The following is a 17609-nucleotide window of genomic DNA, read 5'->3' as shown; positions in this document are numbered from 1 at the left end:
ATCTACCGCAATTCTTTTACTTATGTAATCTGCAGTATTATAATAATAAAAAATTATTCAATGTCTACGATTAAAATTTCACGTACTATTATTGCATTTTCTGCGCTTGTACTAGCAATATCAACAGCGCATGCGATGTATAGATTAAATTCAAAGCCTGTTACTGGATCTTTAGCGGTACAGGATAAAATAAACGGCTATGAAGCAGTGGGCAGTTTACGGGTTTTCCAAGACACTGTTGAGAAAACGATCACTGTTAAAGGCATTAAGTTTAGGGACCTCAATAAAAACGGCAAGCTTGACGTTTACGAAGATTTTCGAAAATCGTATGATAAGAGGGCCAAAAACTTGCTGTCCCAGATGAGCATGGAAGAAAAACTGGTTCAATTGCAGTGTACGCACTCTAAAAAAACTAAGCTATATCCCGACAACCAATTCAGCATTGATGCAGCTAAGGAATTGTTCCCAGACGGGCTTGGCGGAATCTTGCGTATCAGTGACGGATATAATGTATTGTCAGCGGAGAGATCACCCTCATCGGCGCAGACTGCAAAGCTGGCCAATCAAACACAAAAGTATTTTATTGAACAGACAAGGCTGGGTATACCTGTATATTTTGTAGAGGAAGCACTTCATGGCCTGGCTGTCAAGGATGGTACCATGTTTCCCAGCGCTCTTGGACTGTCCTGCTCATGGAATGATGCCTTGACTGCAAATATTTTTGGAACGATTGCCACCGAGAGCAGGGCTATCGGAACCCACTGTGTGCTGGGTCCGGTTCTTGACCTTGCCCTGGATCCAAGATGGGGACGTACGGAAGAAACTACAGGGGAGGATCCCTACCTGACCAGCCGTATGGGTGTGATAAAAGTCAAGGCATTGCAGGGAGATGCCACTATTCCTGATAGTAAGCATGTTGGAGCGTTCCTAAAACATTTTGGGGCCCATGGGCAACCTGAAGGCGGAAGTAATGCAGGACCGGTTTCAATTTCAGAAAGACAGCTCAGAGAAGTTAATTTTAAAGCTTTCAAGGCCGCAATAGAAGAAGGGGGTGCGTTAGGCATTATGCCGAATTATAATGAAATCAACGGCATGCCTGCTCATGCAAATAAATGGATGCTTGACCAGGTATTACGCACCGAATGGGGATTCAAAGGTCTCGTGATCTCTGATTATAAGGCTACCCTTGAACTTCGGGATATCCATCATATTGCGGCAGATACTATTGAAGCCGCAGTTAAAGCACTCTCGGCAGGTGTAGATATAGAGTTATCCGATGGCTATTCGTATTTGTCGCTTCCTCAGGCTTTAAGACAGGGGAAGATCGAAATGGCGCAACTTGATAAGGCAGTACTGCGGGTACTGGAGCTCAAACTACGTCTAGGTATTTTTGAAAATCCTTATATCAGTACAGGAAATACCGATGCAATAGGTTCAAAAGCCAGCAAAGATCTGGCGCTGCAGGCTGCAAGGCAGTCTATGGTGCTGTTAAAAAATGAAAACCAATTACTGCCTTTGGATAGAAAAAAATATAAAAAAATAGCCATTATAGGACCTAATGCAGACCAATGTATCTTGGGTGGATATTCCCAAATCCCCAGAGAAAAAATAAGTCCATTAGCCGCTATTAAAGAGAAATATGGCGATGTAGAGATTGTATATTCAGTTGGATGCAAATTAAATATTGGCCGTTCAAAATCAATATACAGCCCGACAAAACTTAATTCCCATCAAGATAATCTGAAACTTATCCGCGATGCTGTGGCAGTGGCACAGGATGCCGATGTTATAATCCTTATGCTGGGGGGAAATGATCAAATATCAAGAGAAGCAGTGTCACCTGCCTCCCCGGGCGACCTTGCTGATCTCGAATTATTAGGGGATCAGAACGAACTTGTTGATAATCTTAAAGCGCTCAATAAGCCCATGGCTGCTTTTATTTTCAGTGGACCTCCGATCTCATTTGTACATCTGGACAATACGGCGGATGCCATTGTGCAGTGCTGGTATCTGGGCCAGGAAACGGGTTATGCAGTGGCGGAGACGCTCTTTGGAGATAATAATCCATCTGGCAAGCTTACCATTTCCATTCCCAGATCCTCCGGTCACCTTCCGGTATATTACTATAAAAAACCATCCGCTCGTGAAAGAGGTTATAATCTGGATAATATCAAGCCTTTATATCCCTTCGGATTTGGATTAAGCTATACAAGTTATCAGTATAGTAACCTCAGGATTTCTAAAAATGTTATCACTTCATCCGAAAGTGTTAGGGTAAGTGTTGATGTAAAAAATACGGGTACACGTGATGGTGAAGAAATTATTGAGTTGTATATCAGAGACAAGGTAAGTTCTGTAACACGTCCTGTCAAAGAGTTAAAGGACTATACAAGAGTTGCCCTTATTCCAGGAGAGACAAAAACAATAAGCTTTACAATTACACCCGATAAACTGAAATTTTTAGATATGGCAATGAAAGAGGTTCTAGAAGCAGGTGAATTTACTATTATGGTTGGGCCATCCTCGGAGAAATATGATACTGTAAATCTGGCAGTAAAATAATTCGTATCAAATTATTGGTGCAATTACATAATTAATTGTAAAAAAAGTGACTCATAAATTGTCCCGAAAGAAGATAAGGTTACGTGCGCCGGCATAGCTGGCCCTGTATTTATAAGGCCGGAAAAGCAATTGTAATGAAAGGAATTAAGGCCTATAGTTAGGTACTAATATATTTGGGTTCAGGTGTGTATGTTTTTCGTAAATCAAAGATCAGTAATAATTAATCTTTATTGGATAATAAAAAAGTCACTGAATCAAATTAACCGGTTATTCATAGTCTTAAAGTGGTATCAATATTGATTTTCAAATATAGCATGATGTACTATTTATAAAATTTTAACTAATAAAAAAGTTTATTTAAAAGTGTTGAAGAAGTTCAACATTTTTTAAACAATTAAAGAACACATTTGCAGTAGTAAATAATTAACCCCAAATTTTTATTATGAAATTAAAATTAACATTTTCAGCATTTTTGCTGATCGCTATTTCATCTTTTACAAGCTGTTCCACAGATGATGCAGTTTCTGCACAAAACAATCAAAATTCTGTCCTTATAAAAAAAGAGGCAGCTTCGGCCCTTGCGGGCGATTGCAGCAGCGTGCCGGGCTGGGCATCTCAAAATGGAAGTACCAGCGGTGGAGCAGGCGCTGTCGAAACAGTGGTAAGTACCTACGCTGAACTCAAATCAGCCCTAGAGAACAATGCTGTAAAGGTTGTGAAAATCACGGGCACTATTGCCATTACCACAAGATTGTCACTACAGGACCAATCCGGTAAAACTCTTTATGGAGCGAGTGATGCCAAGTTGGTATCAACAGATCAGACTAAGGCAAATTCAGGGATCCTAAACGTGAAGAGATGTAATAATATCATTATCAGGAATCTGATATTTGAAGGTCCCGGTGCTTATGATACAGATGGCTGGGATAATGCCATTTTGGATGATTGCAAAAATGTATGGGTAGATCATTGTGAATTCAGAGACGGGGTCGACGGGAATCTGGATATTAAAAACAAATCGGATTTTATAACGGTTTCCTATACCAAGTTCAATTATCTTAAAGCTCCAAAAAAAGGAGGCTCGGGTGGAACGGACGATCACAGGTTTTCCAATTTAATTGGATCAAGTGATGGCGCTACGGCAGACCGCGGGACACTAAGAATTACATTTGCACGCTGCTGGTGGGCTCCGGGCTGTAAAGAAAGAATGCCAAGGGTCCGATTTGGCAAAGTACATATTATTAACAGCTATTTTAATAGTGAGGTTAGCAATAAATGCATAATGGCCGGGTTAGAAGCAAATATTCTGGTTGAAAATAATGTTTTCCAAAACGTTACCAAGCCAATTGATTTAATGACCGGTTACACGGCTGTAACGGCAAGCGGGAATATTTTCACAGCCACTACCGGAAATACCACAGGAGGCAATACTGCATTTACACCTCCGTACTCCATTATCACTCTTGCAGCTTCTGCTGTGGTGGCCGATATCACGGCAAATGCAGGTGCAACTTTTAGCGGAAATACCTGCGGATCATTTTAAATAACGCAAATAAGGTTTAACAAAGCAACAGGCTGTCTTATTGGGCAGCCTGTTGCTTTTAAGTATGCGTTACTTTTTATTTCAGCTTGGATATTTTGAAGTTCAGTCTAAAAATACGCAGGTTGGGTTATTTTCATAATTGAATGAATTGTATTGTTAATTATATTGCATGCGGCTTTTACTTTATGAGATAAAGGACGGGCAATTTTAAATTAAAATGAGTAGAAGTATGGCTGATATGGCATTACGAAAAAATGTAGAGCTCGATATTACTTTAACAGATCACGAATGGTGTTGTATCCTTGAAAGAGCAAATTATGCAATAGTTAAAAAGAATGAATTTTTACAGACTCAAAACTCTAATACAACTTATCAAACTTTTATAGTAAAAGGCTCATTCAAAATTTACATATTAAATGAAGACGGGACAGAGAGTATTGTTTTTTTTGCCTTTGAAAATAGTTGGATGTGTGATATCGAAAGCTTTTATGATCAAAGAGTAGCCAAATACAATATAAAGGCAATGCAACAGAGCGAGGTATGGATCATTAGCAGACCAAATAAAATGCTGTTATTAAAGCAGGTGCCAAAGCTGATATACTTTCAGATACGAATGCTTGAGCAATTAAATCTGGCTATAGAGAAAAGACTTTTGGATATTTTGTATAAGACATCCAAACAAAGATATAATGAATTTGTGAAAAGATATCCCGATAAAATTAAGAATATAACCGATAGGAATCTATCATCCTATCTTGGGGTTTCCCATGAGTTCTTATCCAAAATTAAGAAGTTGTAATTTTAGATTTATAATTTAACTTAACTAGTGTGGCAATTTAAGGTGGAATATTAATGCGTTTTCTCATTTTTGGAGCAGCTGGCGGGGTTAATTTTTAAATTCTGCCATTGTTTTTCTAAAAACCGATGACGCTTTGGGCTTTTTCATAATGTAAATGTATAAAAATAAAACCAACCTCAGCTATGGATATTTTTGTTTGAAACTGTTAATAAACATTCTCCTTGGGGAAATATCCCAAAGAGAATGTTTTTGATCTGCAATGATCCGCTTTGTTTTAAACTCCCCTTGTAATTTTGGAAGCTTCGCTCACAACGGGAATAGCAACTATCTTTAAGTCTTTTAAAAATGGCAGATTTGCAACCACCTTTATCTCAGGTGAATCCATGAAAAGATCCATGTCTTTTTTTGTTTCCCATAAATAGAAACTTGAAAACTGGGTGTCAAAGTCTGCCATCCAGACCTTTGAGATCAGTCCTTTTAATCTGACCGTACTTCATAATAGATATGTTTTATATTTTACACTACAAAATTGAAGTAATCTGCATGTAGAAAAAAGGAACTTTCACACTTTTATTTTGTGTGATTTGTCACTTTTTTAGTCAGACGGCTCAGCATTTCTCTGGACACACCGATGTACGATGCTATTAAGTATTTAGGTTTGGATTGGATAAGGTCCGGATATAAACCAGTAAAATGTTCATATCGCTCCATAACCGTTAAATTCAGCATGGACAATATTCTCTGCTGTGATGCCACATAACCTGCATTTGATTTAACGCGGAAGAAATGTTCCATTTTATGAAATTCGGCACTTAGTTTCTCTAAATCCGTATTGCTTATGTATAAAAGTTCACAGTCTGTATTACAATCAATAAAGATGGTAGATTCTTTATTGCTGAAAAATGTACTGTAATCTGTTATCCACCAATTAGGCTGGGCAAATTGTATAATATGCTCCTTGTCATTTTTATCGATATAATAAGATTTCAAAATTCCGCTAAGGACAAGGTATTTGTTGACTTTTTGCTGGCCAGCCTGCAAAAGAAACTGATTTTTTTTTCATTTTTTTATAATGAAAATGCGAGTTTATGTGTTGAAATTCCTGGTCTGAAAGGCCTACTATTTCTTCTATATGTTCTCTGAGCTGTATCTTCATTGTGTATCCTTGCTTATTATTGCCGTTAAAAATCCATACCGATAAGATATAAACCTCTCTAGAGGATGCGATGCTATTTGCCCTTTTGGCTTACCCTGTACACTTATTGGAAATCCTTGGGGCTATATGGTGGTATGAATGATAAGCAAAAATACAAATAATGTCCCTTATGCCTTGCAGAGAGAGTCCTTTTGATCAGAGATTTTACATTGCTATGACATGTCAGTGCCGTAAGATTTTAAAAATTAATACTCTATAGGAGGTTAAGAGATCTTTTGGGAGTACTTTTTGGCAATAGGATTTTTTATGCCAATTTGATTTGAGATCCGATATTTTACTGTTCAGTTTACAAATTAAGGGGTTGGGTCATTTTTCCAGTTAGGTGAATTATTTTTTTAAGTAATTTGCACTGATATTGGATTAAGGAGTTTTACGTATGTATTTTAAAGCAAGGTTTTTAAAATAGATAACGATATCTAATGTATCAATACTAGTATGAAAACAGCAGTGTTAAGTATTTATCTAAAAATTATCTTTTGCTTAGTAAAGAATTATATTCGTTTGTAAAAGTTCAGGCTCCTTGTCCCGAGGTATTCCTCTATTTTTTTTCAGCAGAACCCCTTGAGATTTTTAAGGGAACCTATTTTATTGCCAATGTGATGCCGGGGAGCATCAAAAACGGGTCAGCTCAATTGGGATCAGAGCAGAGTCTTCATTTTAAAAATGGCGCTGAGGCAAAATATGAACTGCTTAATTTTACATCGCCGCTGTGCTACTCGGTTCGAATTTATGATTTTACCCATAATAGTTTTTTGGGACTCCAATCAGTGCAGTACAATTTTTCCTTTACAAGTGAAGATAAAAAGATGGCAAAGGTACATTGCGATATGCATCTTACATGGTCCTATCGAATCAGTTTTTTGATTTACAAAGTTTTTTTTCATCGATTGCTCCAAAGAAAACTCGACCAATTTTTAATTCAGACCGCTAAAGAAGTTAAATTCTTTATAAACTGGAAATTAAAATTGGATTAAGGGAGATAGAAAAAGTTTTTAATGTCCCGATCAATTCCATGTATTGGCTTATTTAATTAAAGATGAAAGGCCAGTTTTATAACTTAATTATCATTATTTATAAGCTATCATGTATACCTTAAATACGCAGTTAACCTGTTTTAAATACAGCCGGGATTCTAAAGGAATAATTGTCAATATTAAATGGTTTAAACTTGATCGTTTTGCAGACCGGGATATAATTCCTGGTTGCCTTAACGGGTTAGAAATTAAAAAAATCTGTGAATTCACAAATAAAAATAGGCTTAATTTTCCCGGTTCTTGTTTTGTTGAAGATGTATTCAGTGGGATCTGGGTTTTGATATCATTGGAAAAATTAAAATATATAAGCAGACAAAAAATAAGTAGCGGAAGCCTGATATAATGGCAGACCCGGCATAAATAACAGATAATTTTCACTTTCACAATTGCCATTCTTAAGGAGATATTTGTTAAAAAGGATTAGGTTTTCAAAAGCCTCAGTCAAAAAAAGGTCTTGTTAAATCAATAGATTCTGTTTTTTAAGATTGCTGTTTACTTGTCAAAAAGCAGATTAAAATAAAGCATCGATCTTTTTTATCAGAACACTTTTTTTGGCGTTTTTCTCAAGTTCAATGAAAATGTACCGATCATTAAAATACAATATTTGAGGGGCTTTTGAATATTTATCCTCTTTTTGAATGGTTTTGATTAAATGCTGGAAATTCTCGACATCATTTAGATTTTTTGAAATATTATTAAATGAAATAACTGTTATACTAACAAATATCACTGCAAAAAAAATAAATGTCAACTGCAGCAAGATTTCATCCTTAAGAAATTTGCTTATCAGGAAATATACAATGATAAGTACAACATAAAGAATATGTATGCGCTGCAGCAAAATTGATAAGTTGTCAATATTGATATAGGTATAAATTTCAAAGTAAAAAATCACTCCTAGAACCAGAATTAGTTCGAGAAGAATAAAAATAAAATGTGTCAGAAATTGGTCTTTATTGAAAAGATTCGTGCCTTTCTTTTTTTGATTGACAGCTGATCTGACAAATGGCAGTGCATATATAAACATTGGAAAAAAAATGATCAACAGGATAATTATTCCATCTGAGTAAGTTGTGAAACAGAAAAGAACCGGATCATATTTATTGAAATAAATCCCAATTTGCAAATTTGCCAGATTCCTCCCAAGGCAGTTGGCACTAGTGCAAAGAGGGTTAAATTCTCTTTGAAAAAGCAATATGTTTTTTTTAAATAATTATCCATAAAGTATTTATTTTAAACCCAAAAAAGGGCTGCGTATATTTTTTTAGAATTGTTGTGGTAAAACTGCGCAGTATTTTAAGTGCCGCAGCAATATGAGTTTTAGCCAATAGAATAGTTTTAAGATTGAAAAAACAAGATATCTCAATTATTCACCAGGATCAAAAGCTTTTCCTCACTCTCTATCTAACTTCTCTTTATGTGTAAGGGATCAGAAGAGGAGAGTTGTACAAAAGAGGTATTGATTTAATAAAGAAAGTAGTAATTAATGATAGTAAAAATAATTTGTATTTGCTTCATTTGATCTGAATGTCTGAAATATTATTAGGAATTCTCAAAGCAACTTTTACTTAAAGGGCAATATTTTTTGTATGGCTCTAATAAATAAGGATCTTTTTTAATTAAGGTAAATCAGTTTTTAATACCGCACCATTACTTGCATTTCTTACCAATGCCCTGTATTGTCCAAGCCATTTTGAAGTTAATGTTTTTTTAATGGGTTGAAATGCTGCTTTTCGGGTATTTATTTCTTCGTCAGTTAAGTTAACAGATAAGATATATTGATCCACATCAATATGAATTTCATCTCCATCTTTGAGAAGACCAATCATGCCTCCTTCTGCCGCCTCAGGCGAAACGTGTCCAATTGAAGCGCCCCTGGTTGCCCCGCTGAATCTTCCGTCTGTTATCAAAGCTACCGAACTTCCAAGACCCATACCCATAATCATGCTTGTAGGGGCAAGCATTTCCTGCATTCCCGGCCCGCCTTTTGGACCTTCATATCGAATAACCACAACATTTCCGGCTTTTACTTTTCCCATCATAATTCCGGCAATAGCTTGGGCCTGACCATCAAAACAAACGGCTTGTCCGGTAAAAATCCGGGCACCGGTAAGTCCGGCAGTTTTAATTACTGCACCTTCTTCGGCAAGATTGCCATACAAAATAGCAAGTCCGCCAACACTGCTGTACGGATTGTCTATAGTATGAATAATTGTTTTGTCTTTGATCTCAGCATTGGCTATTTTTTCCAATAAAGTTTCGCCGCCGATTGTCAGATTATCAATTAAAACTCCCGAGCCTCTTTTATTCATTTCCTTCATAACTGCATTAACACCTCCCGCTCTGTTGATATCTTCCATATGAACAGTGCTTAAACTTGGCGATATTTTAGCGATATGAGAAACTTTTGCGGAAATTGTATTAATATCTTTTAATTTGAAATTAACATCTGCTTCATTTGCAATTGCAAGCATATGTAATACAGTATTACTGCTTCCGCCCATAGCCATGTCGACTGCAAAAGCATTTCTAACCGCATTTTCATTTAAAATATTCCTTAGTTTAAACTTTTCAATATCATTTTGATCTTTCGCGATAGCACAGATTCTTCTGGCAGCCTGACGATATAATTCTTCACGTTGCGGAGTCTGAGCCAGTATTGTTCCGTTGCCGGGTAAAGCAATACCCATTGCCTCCATTAAAGTGTTCATCGAGTTGGCTGTAAACATTCCCGAACAGCTCCCACCGCTGGGGCACGCATTACATTCTATATCATACAATTCTTCTTCTGTTATCCTGCCCGCCTCGTGCTTTCCAACTGCTTCAAAGGCAGTGGCCAGATCAATTGGAGTACCGTTTTTTGTATGTCCTTTAGCCATCGGGCCTCCGCTGATAAAAATAGTAGGAACATCAACCCGCAATGCACCCATAATCATTCCGGGAACAATTTTATCGCAGTTTGGAATGGCAATCATAGCATCAAGTTTATGAGCATTCATCACGCTTTCAATTGAGTTTGCAATAATTTCGCGACTGGGAAGGGAATACAACATCCCATCATGTCCCATCGCAATTCCGTCGTCGATTCCAATGGTATTAAATTCGAAAGGTACACAGCCGTTAGCTCTAATTTCTTCTTTAATAATTTCAGCCACTTTATTTAAAAAAAAATGACCAGGAATAATCTCAATAAATGAATTGGCTACCCCAATAAAGGGTTTGCTAAAATCCTCATTTTTTAGTCCGGTTGCTCTCAATAATGCTCTGTGAGGTGTCCTTTGCACGCCTTTTTTTACTTCATCACTTCTCATATGTTTTTTTGTCCTTTTTTTTGTTTTCAGTAATTATATTTGAGATTTAATTCTACTGAGTGTTTCAGGTGAAATATTAAGGTAGGCAGCAAGATTAACATTCGATAATCGCTGAACCAGTTCGGGATTGTTTTTAAGAAGATTTTTATAACGTTCCGAGGCATTTTGGGTTAGTAAGCTATTAAGCTTAGATGTAATTACAGTTAATCCATACTCAAGAATATAGATATACATTTTATCCCACTCAGGGATCATTTCTCTTAAACGGAAAAAATCATGATGGGAAATAACTAGCAGCTCTGAATTTTCCACTGCCTCAATGTATTCTAAAGACGGCTCTCGTGAGATGAAGCTTAGAATGGAAGTTAAAAAAGTGTTTTCAAAGGCCATGAATCTCGTGGATATGCTATGATCAGTATTACTGTAATACAATCGCAGGCATCCTTTATTTATAAAGAAAATTTGGTCAGCTCTTTGATTTTCTCTAAGCAGTAGTTGATTTTTTGATACGTTAAGGGGTATAAAAGAAGAAAGAACCTTATCAAGCTGTTCTTCATTTATAGCTGTTTTATCTTTAATAAGTTGCGTAAGTACTATTTTCATTTAACTAATCAATTTTCATTATGTCAAAACTATGCTAAATTGATTTTGTAAACATTGACTTTGGTCAAAATCGTATTTTTTAAATGGAAAAAAATTGAGTTTAATAAAATTTTAAATATTTATAATAATATTCAAAATATATCAGATAAGGTAAGTTCTGTAACACGTCCTGTCAAAGAGTTAAAAGACTATGCAAGAGTTGCCCTTATTCCAGGAGAGGAAAACGATAAGCTTTACAATTACGGCCGATAAACTGAAATTTTTAGATATCGCAATGAAAGAGGTTCAAGAGCCAGGCGAATTTGAGATTATGGCAGGGCCATCTTCTGATAAATAGGACACTATAAATCTGTTAGTAAACTAATTCAGTAGATCGTTAATTTAGCCAATAGAGATTTAACGTGCAGATATAATTTTCCTTGGATCGAGCAATAGCCTTAATGACCAATTCTTTGACTGTTAATTTAACGGTTCCCTTATACAATGTATTTCCGCGCTAGATAGCCATTAGTTTTTTAAAGGTGAGTCACCAAGAAAAAATTCCTAAACATGATCAGTTTAGGAATTTTTATTATCAGTTTTCAAGATTATCGAACGATTATTTTATTTTTTGTTCTGTATGTATTTGTATATAGCACAAAAAACCAAAGCGATTGCAACGAAAATAGCTCCTGCCAATGGTGTATAGCCAAGTCCAAAACTCGATATAACTACAATACCACCTGCCCAGGCTCCCAATGCAATACCAATATTAAATCCCGATATATTCAAGGAAGAAGCAAAATCAATAGCTTCTGGTAATTCTTGTTCTGCTATTTGCACGATTAACAACTGACTTGCAGGTACTGTGGCGAATGATAGTCCTCCAAGTATAAACAATGTAATTAGTGCAGGAATCGGGAGCTGATCGGTTATAAAAAGAGTGGATAAAACAAAGGTTTGAAAAAGAAAAATCCAAACCATTGCTTTGAAAGGATTTTTATTCGCTGCTTTCCCCCCAATTAAATTTCCCAAAGCAACAGCGATACCGTACACCAGGAGAAATATACTTACTGCGTTTTCCGAAAATCCTGTAATTTCCTGAAGAATTGGGGACATATAGGTAAAGGCAACAAATACGCCTCCGTAGCCGAAAAGAGTCATCAGTAATGCAATAATAAACCTCGTGTTGAGAACAATACGGACTTGTTTAAATATATTTTTTGCTGTGCTGCTGGCGATAGTATTGGGTAGAAGTATAGCGATTCCTATCAAGCCAACAACGCCAAGTATAGCCACACCTACAAAGGTAGCCCGCCAGCCCCATTGTTGACCTATATAAGTGCCTAACGGAACACCTACAATTGTTGCAATGGTAAAGCCTGAAAACATCATTGCGATAGCACTCCCTCTTTTGTCGGCAGGAACCAATGATGCCGCTATGGTAGCACCTACACCAAAAAATACGCCGTGGGCAAAACCGGTAATAAATCTGGAAGCCAATAACAGATTATAACTGGGCGAAAAGGCCGATGCCAGATGACCTATAATGAAAAGTACCATCAGGAAAATCATTAAAGGCTTTCTTTTCATTTTTGAAGTTAATGCGGTTAAGACAGGCGCACCGATAGCTACTCCCATTGCATATACACTTACCAGTGAACCTGCATCAGCAATACTCACTTTTAAGTCGTCAGCTAATGTTTTTATTAATCCAACAATTACAAATTCCGTAGTACCAATAGCAAAAGCACTAATTGTCAATGCCCATAAAGCGGGCGGGATATTAAATTTTGTTTTTACTGTTTTTTCAACAGCTATTTTTTGTGTATTCATTGCTTGACGCTTTTTTATTAATTTAACAGAAAGGAAAGATTGAAATCCATTATAAAATGTAGTCTTCGCCTATTTTGAGGTACAAAGATCAAAATTTATAAACTATTATAATAATACTAATTATTAGGGTCTGCTATTAAATTTTTAATAGATTTGCGTTATGGTAAGTTTGGAATGGTACAGAACTTTTGTCGCGATCTATAGGCAGGGTAACCTCACAAGGGCTGCACAAGAATTGTCCATATCCCAGCCCAATGTCAGTGTCCAGTTAGCCGCATTGGAACAGTATGTCGGCGGAAAATTATTTGACCGGCTGCCCCGAAGAATGATGCCTACCGAATTGGGCAAACAACTCTACACAAGAGTTGTAGAAGGGGTAGAAATTCTGACATCAACGGAACAGTCGTTTAGAAAAAATGCATTGAACAACCAATTAATAATCAAATTGGGAAGTCCTTTGGAGTTCTTTCACACCAAACTGAGCCCGCTATTGGAAAATATTTCTTTTCAACTGAACGTAACATTTGGCATAGCCAAGGATTTATTGCGGCAACTGTCTGACGGTGAACTTGACTTTGTTCTGGCAAGCCAGAAATCTGTTGAAAGCAAACACCTCGTTTATTTACCTGTCCTTACCGAAAATTTTATTATTGTGGGGAGCCCGGATATGGATTTAAAAGATTTCAAAAAATACTCAAAAGACAATGATATTGCTGCCGTTGAAAAATGGCTTATTAATCAGAAATGGTATGCTTATGGCAACGATTTGGCTTTTATCAGAAGATTTTGGCTAGCCAATTTTAATAAACGCCCGATGATAAAGCCTCAATATGTACTACCAGATCTGAACGTAATACTTCAATCAATAAGTAAGGGAAGTAGTGGAATCAGCATTGTTTCGGATTATCTTGCAGAGGAATTTCTCAAAGAGAAAAAGGTCGCTGTTATTTGGAAAGGTATTGCCGAAACCTCTAACACCCTTTATCTTGCTTATGATAAAAGCAAAATATCAGAACAGAAAATTAAAGAGATCAATACCTTATTTTTCGCCTTATGATTTTATTTGGCTGATTTATTATCGTACTATTTAAACCCTAATATATTGGCTATGTAAATGCTCAATTCAGATATTGGCATACCTGAATTTATGGCAATGCACATTTTAAGGAATTGTGCAAAACGCCACGATACGATATCAATTTATCTATCAGAAATTAAGATTTAAATATTTGATGTTGTCTGATGGGAATGCTTTCCTTTTCCATCTGAGAAATACCCCATTCTCTCAATTGATTTATAAATGGTATCAAGCTCTTGCTCGTTTCAGTAAGTGAATACTCTACTTTTGGGGGAACCTCGTGATAAACTTTCCGATACAATAATCCATCGCTTTCAAGTTCCCGTAACGTTTGTGTAAGCATTTTAGTGGTAATATCATTCATACATCTTTTTAACTCTCCAAATCGCAGAACGTCCTGATTGAAAATATACCAAAGGATACGGCCCTTATATTTTCCGCCAATTCTTTTGAATGCAAAATCCACAGCACAAATAGGTTCAATAATTTTATTTTCAGACATGCCTAATTTTTATTATACTGATAATCAGCAATAGTTTCCTTTTGGTAGCTAAAGTACAAAAAAGTAGGTACTTGCCAATAGTAAATTATTGAAATAGCTTTGTATAAAATTAATAGAATAAATAGCAGAAAAATGATAAAGATATGTGCTCTCGCCTGCAATATGCTTGCTGTGCTCTCATTTACAAGTAATGCAGGTCCAAATAAAGTCAAGATGGAAAACAAAAATAGTATAAAACCTCTAGAAGTTCATTTGGGAAAAATAAAGATTCTGATCTTCTCTGATGGGCAGATGGCCTTTGACAAGGCGCAGCCAACTTTTGCCCCAAATATTCCCAAAGCAGAATTTGAGGCAGGAACCCAAATGCTGCATCTAAGAAAAGATGCTGTAGATCTTGGAATTAATGTAATGCTCATCAAAGCTTCAGGAAAGACTATTTTGATCGATGCCGGTATGGGAAAACACTTTGGGGACAATCAGGGAAAGCTTTTGGAGAATCTGACCAACGCAGGCATTTCTCCAGATTCCATCACCGATATTCTGATCACGCACGCACATCGGGATCATATAGGCGGTCTTACATCCAGGGAAGGAGGTCTTATTTACCCTAATGCAAAGTATCATATGGCCAGAGAAGAGTACGATTTCTGGATGTCTGAAAATCCTGATTTTTCCCATAGCAAATTGAATGCTGAACAGATCAGGGGAACAATAAGCTTTGCAAAGAATATTCTGGGCAGGATCAAGAAAAATGTTGTTTTATTTAATCCGGGAGCAAAATTGTTTTCCATTATTCAAACGGAGTTAGCAGCCGGACATACTCCGGGACATACCATATTTACAATAACTTCTGAAGGGAAATCTATTAAAAACATTGTAGATGTATTCCATACAACGCTGATGATTTCCGAACCTGAATGGGGTGTTTCACTGGATGTGAATTTTGAACAGGGCATCAAAACCCGGAGAAGCATTCTGGAAGAATGTTACACCAAAAAAATATTAGTCATGTCATCTCATTTGCCCTGGCCAGGCTTAGGTTATATTGATAAAAGGGACAAATATGGATGGAGCCCGCTAAATTATTATAATCCCTCTGAAATAGAATTGTAACGATAAAATATAGAAAATGAAATATAAGACACTAGGAAATTCGTCAGAAAAAGTTTCAGCCATTGGTTTGGGATGTATGGGTATGTCGCATGCCTATGGAAACAGGAATGACAATGAAAGCCTTAAGACTCTAGATAAAGCCTTGGAATTAGGAATCAATTTTTGGGACACGGCAGATTTTTATGGTGGCGGGGAAAATGAAAAACTTATTTCCAAAGCATTAAAATATAAGAGAGATGAAATATTTATGGCCACTAAGTTCGGTTTTAAATATGGACAAATGGCAAAGTCGTTTTCCAACGAAGTGGATGGCTCACCTGGATATATGCGTAAAGCAGTAGAACTAAGCCTCAAACGTTTGGAGACCGATTATATAGACCTGTATTATTTGCACCGTATAGACCCTCAGGTTCCAATTGAAGAAAGTATTGGAGCAATGAGTGAGCTGGTAAAGGAAGGTAAAGTTCGTTACCTGGGGATTTGTGAGGCGTCTTCTAAAAGTATTGAAAAGGCAAATGCTATACATCCGATCGCTGCATTGCAAAGTGAATATTCCATATTGACCAGGGATATAGAGAATGAGATATTGCCGGCCGTAAGAAAAAATAAGATGTCACTAATTTCATTCTCACCATTGGGCAGGGGAATGTTCACGGGAAATTTTGATAGCATAGAATTTAGCAGTAACGATTCGAGATTGTTATTACCTAGATTTCAGGGTGAACATTTGGAAAATAATAAAAAATTGGTAAAAAACCTTTCCGAGTTTGCCAGCGACAAAGGGATATCGACATCTCAATTGGTTCTTGCCTGGTTATTGGCACAGGGAGATGACATTATTCCGATTCCAGGGACAAAGAAGCAAAATTATATAGAACAGAATATCAAAGCTGTCGATGTTGAATTGTCAGAGGAAGACCTTAGAACCATTATAGATATTGTTAACGAACATCCAAATACCGGAGAAAGATATGGTATAGACTCACTGAAACTCACAAACGGCTAATTGTAACTTTAAGCTGATATATTTGTAATATTTAGGTAAATATTTTAGCATGATAGCCTTTGATCACCAAATACTTAATATATTAGCCGCAAAGGTTGTCAACGAATTATGCAGACAACCAAATATTTGAATGAAAGAAATTAGCGTAAGAAAAATTAAAGAGCCTGATTTTTCAGAGGGTTTTAGTATTCGGAACATCGGAACTTTGCTCTTCGAAAAAGATTTAGTGCAGGATCTGCATAGGCACAACTTCTTTTTTGCTTTGTTTTTAGAGAAAGGAACAGGGAAACATAGTATTGATTTTATCAATTACCCTGTTGGCGACTACTCTGTTTTCTTTATGCGACCAGGACAAGTACATCAGCTCACGCTAAAAGAAGGGAGCAAGGGATACTTAATTCAATTTAACCGTGAATTTTACGCTCCAAAAGAAGAGCCCGTTAATTTCGTTTTACGGAAAGTAAGCCATAAAAATCACTGTCCGCTTTCGCTCGAAAAGTTTAGCAAATTACTGCTGCATTTGTCTTTTATTTTTGAAGAGTATACCCAAAAACAAGACCGCTACAAGGAAGTTATTACGGCAAGTTTGGAAATACTTTTTATCGAATTGGTAAGACAAAGTAAAAAACCGAAAGAAATTACAAATGATGGTACTAAATATTCGCAAGAACAATTGGATGAGTTATTAGAACTATTGCAAAAACATATTGTAACGCATAAACAAGTAACACAATATGCCCAAATGATGCACCTCACTACATTTCAACTCAACAAAATAACCAAAGAAACTACCGGAAGCACCTGCTCACAACTCATCAACGAGCAAATAGTACTTGAAGCAAAGAGAAGCCTTTTGGCTACCACCAGTCAAGTAAATCAAATTGCTTTCGATTTAGGATTTGAAGACCCTTCCTATTTTATTCGTTTTTTTAAAAAACATACCAACTTTTCCCCCGAAGCATTCCGCAGGAACTTTAAATAAGTCCAATCCAAGTTCAATTTTGTCCTATCATACCCAATCACACTA

At 36.5% G+C, this 17609-nt stretch carries 14 protein-coding genes and 1 pseudogene; 9 read left to right on the top strand and 6 right to left on the bottom strand.

All coding sequences use genetic code 11. From position 1 onward, the window contains the following. Window positions 1-60: 60 nt before the first annotated feature. The 3 genes from AC3Y25_RS04820 to AC3Y25_RS04810 all read left to right on the top strand — a co-directional run bounded on the left by AC3Y25_RS04820 (window position 61) and on the right by AC3Y25_RS04810 (window position 4904). Window positions 61-2562, top strand: a complete 2502-nt coding sequence (locus AC3Y25_RS04820) for a glycoside hydrolase family 3 N-terminal domain-containing protein (RefSeq protein ID WP_489901948.1) — start codon at window positions 61-63, stop codon at window positions 2560-2562. Window positions 2563-3004: 442 nt separating this feature from the next. Then, window positions 3005-4105: a pectate lyase family protein gene (locus AC3Y25_RS04815; RefSeq protein WP_489901947.1), complete on the top strand. Its 1101-nt coding sequence runs from the start codon at window positions 3005-3007 to the stop codon at window positions 4103-4105. Window positions 4106-4334: 229 nt separating this feature from the next. Then, window positions 4335-4904: a Crp/Fnr family transcriptional regulator gene (locus AC3Y25_RS04810; protein ID WP_489901946.1), complete on the top strand. Its 570-nt coding sequence runs from the start codon at window positions 4335-4337 to the stop codon at window positions 4902-4904. Between the two features lie 274 nt (window positions 4905-5178). On the opposite strand, the gene AC3Y25_RS04805 is transcribed toward AC3Y25_RS04810, so the two are convergent. Further along, a complete protein-coding gene (locus AC3Y25_RS04805) occupies window positions 5179-5358 on the bottom strand; it encodes a hypothetical protein (RefSeq protein WP_489901945.1) in 180 nt (59 codons plus the stop codon). A gap of 116 nt (window positions 5359-5474) precedes the next feature. Beyond that, entirely contained in the window at window positions 5475-5945 is a 471-nt protein-coding gene (locus AC3Y25_RS04800) for a Crp/Fnr family transcriptional regulator (RefSeq protein WP_489901944.1), read from the bottom strand. Between the two features lie 651 nt (window positions 5946-6596). On the opposite strand from AC3Y25_RS04800, the gene AC3Y25_RS04795 reads away from it, so the two are divergent. Further along, a complete protein-coding gene (locus AC3Y25_RS04795; RefSeq protein ID WP_489901943.1) occupies window positions 6597-7094 on the top strand; it encodes a hypothetical protein in 498 nt (165 codons plus the stop codon). A gap of 1679 nt (window positions 7095-8773) precedes the next feature. Here AC3Y25_RS04795 and ilvD read toward each other — a convergent pair. Both ilvD and AC3Y25_RS04785 read right to left on the bottom strand, forming a co-directional pair. Continuing rightward, window positions 8774-10465, bottom strand: coding sequence for a dihydroxy-acid dehydratase (ilvD, locus tag AC3Y25_RS04790; RefSeq protein ID WP_489901942.1), 1692 nt, complete (start codon window positions 10463-10465; stop codon window positions 8774-8776). A 33-nt stretch (window positions 10466-10498) separates the two neighbouring features. Beyond that, on the bottom strand, window positions 10499-11068 hold the full coding sequence (locus AC3Y25_RS04785) for a Crp/Fnr family transcriptional regulator (protein WP_489901941.1): 570 nt from the start codon (window positions 11066-11068) through the stop codon (window positions 10499-10501). 54 nt (window positions 11069-11122) lie between these two features. On the opposite strand from AC3Y25_RS04785, the pseudogene AC3Y25_RS04780 reads away from it, so the two are divergent. After that, a pseudogene (locus AC3Y25_RS04780) lies at window positions 11123-11405 on the top strand (fibronectin type III-like domain-contianing protein). A 266-nt stretch (window positions 11406-11671) separates the two neighbouring features. On the opposite strand, the gene AC3Y25_RS04775 reads toward AC3Y25_RS04780, so the two are convergent. Continuing rightward, window positions 11672-12883, bottom strand: coding sequence for an MFS transporter (locus AC3Y25_RS04775; RefSeq protein WP_489901940.1), 1212 nt, complete (start codon window positions 12881-12883; stop codon window positions 11672-11674). Between the two features lie 160 nt (window positions 12884-13043). Between AC3Y25_RS04775 and AC3Y25_RS04770 the strand changes: the two genes are divergently transcribed. After that, window positions 13044-13940: a LysR family transcriptional regulator gene (locus AC3Y25_RS04770; RefSeq protein WP_489901939.1), complete on the top strand. Its 897-nt coding sequence runs from the start codon at window positions 13044-13046 to the stop codon at window positions 13938-13940. Window positions 13941-14097: 157 nt separating this feature from the next. Here the strand turns inward: AC3Y25_RS04770 and AC3Y25_RS04765 are convergent, their stop codons facing one another. Then, window positions 14098-14463, bottom strand: coding sequence for a winged helix-turn-helix transcriptional regulator (locus tag AC3Y25_RS04765; protein WP_489901938.1), 366 nt, complete (start codon window positions 14461-14463; stop codon window positions 14098-14100). Window positions 14464-14595: 132 nt separating this feature from the next. Between AC3Y25_RS04765 and AC3Y25_RS04760 the strand changes: the two genes are divergently transcribed. The 3 genes from AC3Y25_RS04760 (at window position 14596) to AC3Y25_RS04750 (ending at window position 17564) form a co-directional block, all read left to right on the top strand. After that, window positions 14596-15576, top strand: coding sequence for an MBL fold metallo-hydrolase (locus AC3Y25_RS04760; protein ID WP_489901937.1), 981 nt, complete (start codon window positions 14596-14598; stop codon window positions 15574-15576). 16 nt (window positions 15577-15592) lie between these two features. Next, window positions 15593-16582: an aldo/keto reductase gene (locus AC3Y25_RS04755; protein WP_489901936.1), complete on the top strand. Its 990-nt coding sequence runs from the start codon at window positions 15593-15595 to the stop codon at window positions 16580-16582. 130 nt (window positions 16583-16712) lie between these two features. Beyond that, complete coding sequence (locus tag AC3Y25_RS04750) at window positions 16713-17564, top strand: helix-turn-helix domain-containing protein (protein WP_489901935.1); 852 nt, start codon at window positions 16713-16715, stop codon at window positions 17562-17564. Window positions 17565-17609 lie beyond the last annotated feature (45 nt).

The sequence above is a fragment of the Flavobacterium sp. LK-23 genome (assembly GCF_058135255.1).
Note: the sequence above shows the minus strand (reverse complement) of the source record. Positions and strands in the feature narration are given on the sequence as shown.

What these genes read in the sequence shown, in the direction of transcription:
- AC3Y25_RS04820 (WP_489901948.1), top strand. Translation starts at nt 61, where the DNA reads ATGTCTACGATTAAAATTTCACGTACTATTATTGCATTTTCTGCGCTT.
- AC3Y25_RS04815 (WP_489901947.1), top strand. Translation starts at nt 3,005, where the DNA reads ATGAAATTAAAATTAACATTTTCAGCATTTTTGCTGATCGCTATTTCA.
- AC3Y25_RS04810 (WP_489901946.1), top strand. Translation starts at nt 4,335, where the DNA reads ATGGCTGATATGGCATTACGAAAAAATGTAGAGCTCGATATTACTTTA.
- AC3Y25_RS04805 (WP_489901945.1), bottom strand. Translation starts at nt 5,358, where the DNA reads ATGGCAGACTTTGACACCCAGTTTTCAAGTTTCTATTTATGGGAAACA.
- ilvD (WP_489901942.1), bottom strand. Translation starts at nt 10,465, where the DNA reads ATGAGAAGTGATGAAGTAAAAAAAGGCGTGCAAAGGACACCTCACAGA.
- AC3Y25_RS04785 (WP_489901941.1), bottom strand. Translation starts at nt 11,068, where the DNA reads ATGAAAATAGTACTTACGCAACTTATTAAAGATAAAACAGCTATAAAT.
- AC3Y25_RS04775 (WP_489901940.1), bottom strand. Translation starts at nt 12,883, where the DNA reads ATGAATACACAAAAAATAGCTGTTGAAAAAACAGTAAAAACAAAATTT.
- AC3Y25_RS04770 (WP_489901939.1), top strand. Translation starts at nt 13,044, where the DNA reads ATGGTAAGTTTGGAATGGTACAGAACTTTTGTCGCGATCTATAGGCAG.
- AC3Y25_RS04765 (WP_489901938.1), bottom strand. Translation starts at nt 14,463, where the DNA reads ATGTCTGAAAATAAAATTATTGAACCTATTTGTGCTGTGGATTTTGCA.
- AC3Y25_RS04760 (WP_489901937.1), top strand. Translation starts at nt 14,596, where the DNA reads ATGATAAAGATATGTGCTCTCGCCTGCAATATGCTTGCTGTGCTCTCA.
- AC3Y25_RS04755 (WP_489901936.1), top strand. Translation starts at nt 15,593, where the DNA reads ATGAAATATAAGACACTAGGAAATTCGTCAGAAAAAGTTTCAGCCATT.
- AC3Y25_RS04750 (WP_489901935.1), top strand. Translation starts at nt 16,713, where the DNA reads ATGAAAGAAATTAGCGTAAGAAAAATTAAAGAGCCTGATTTTTCAGAG.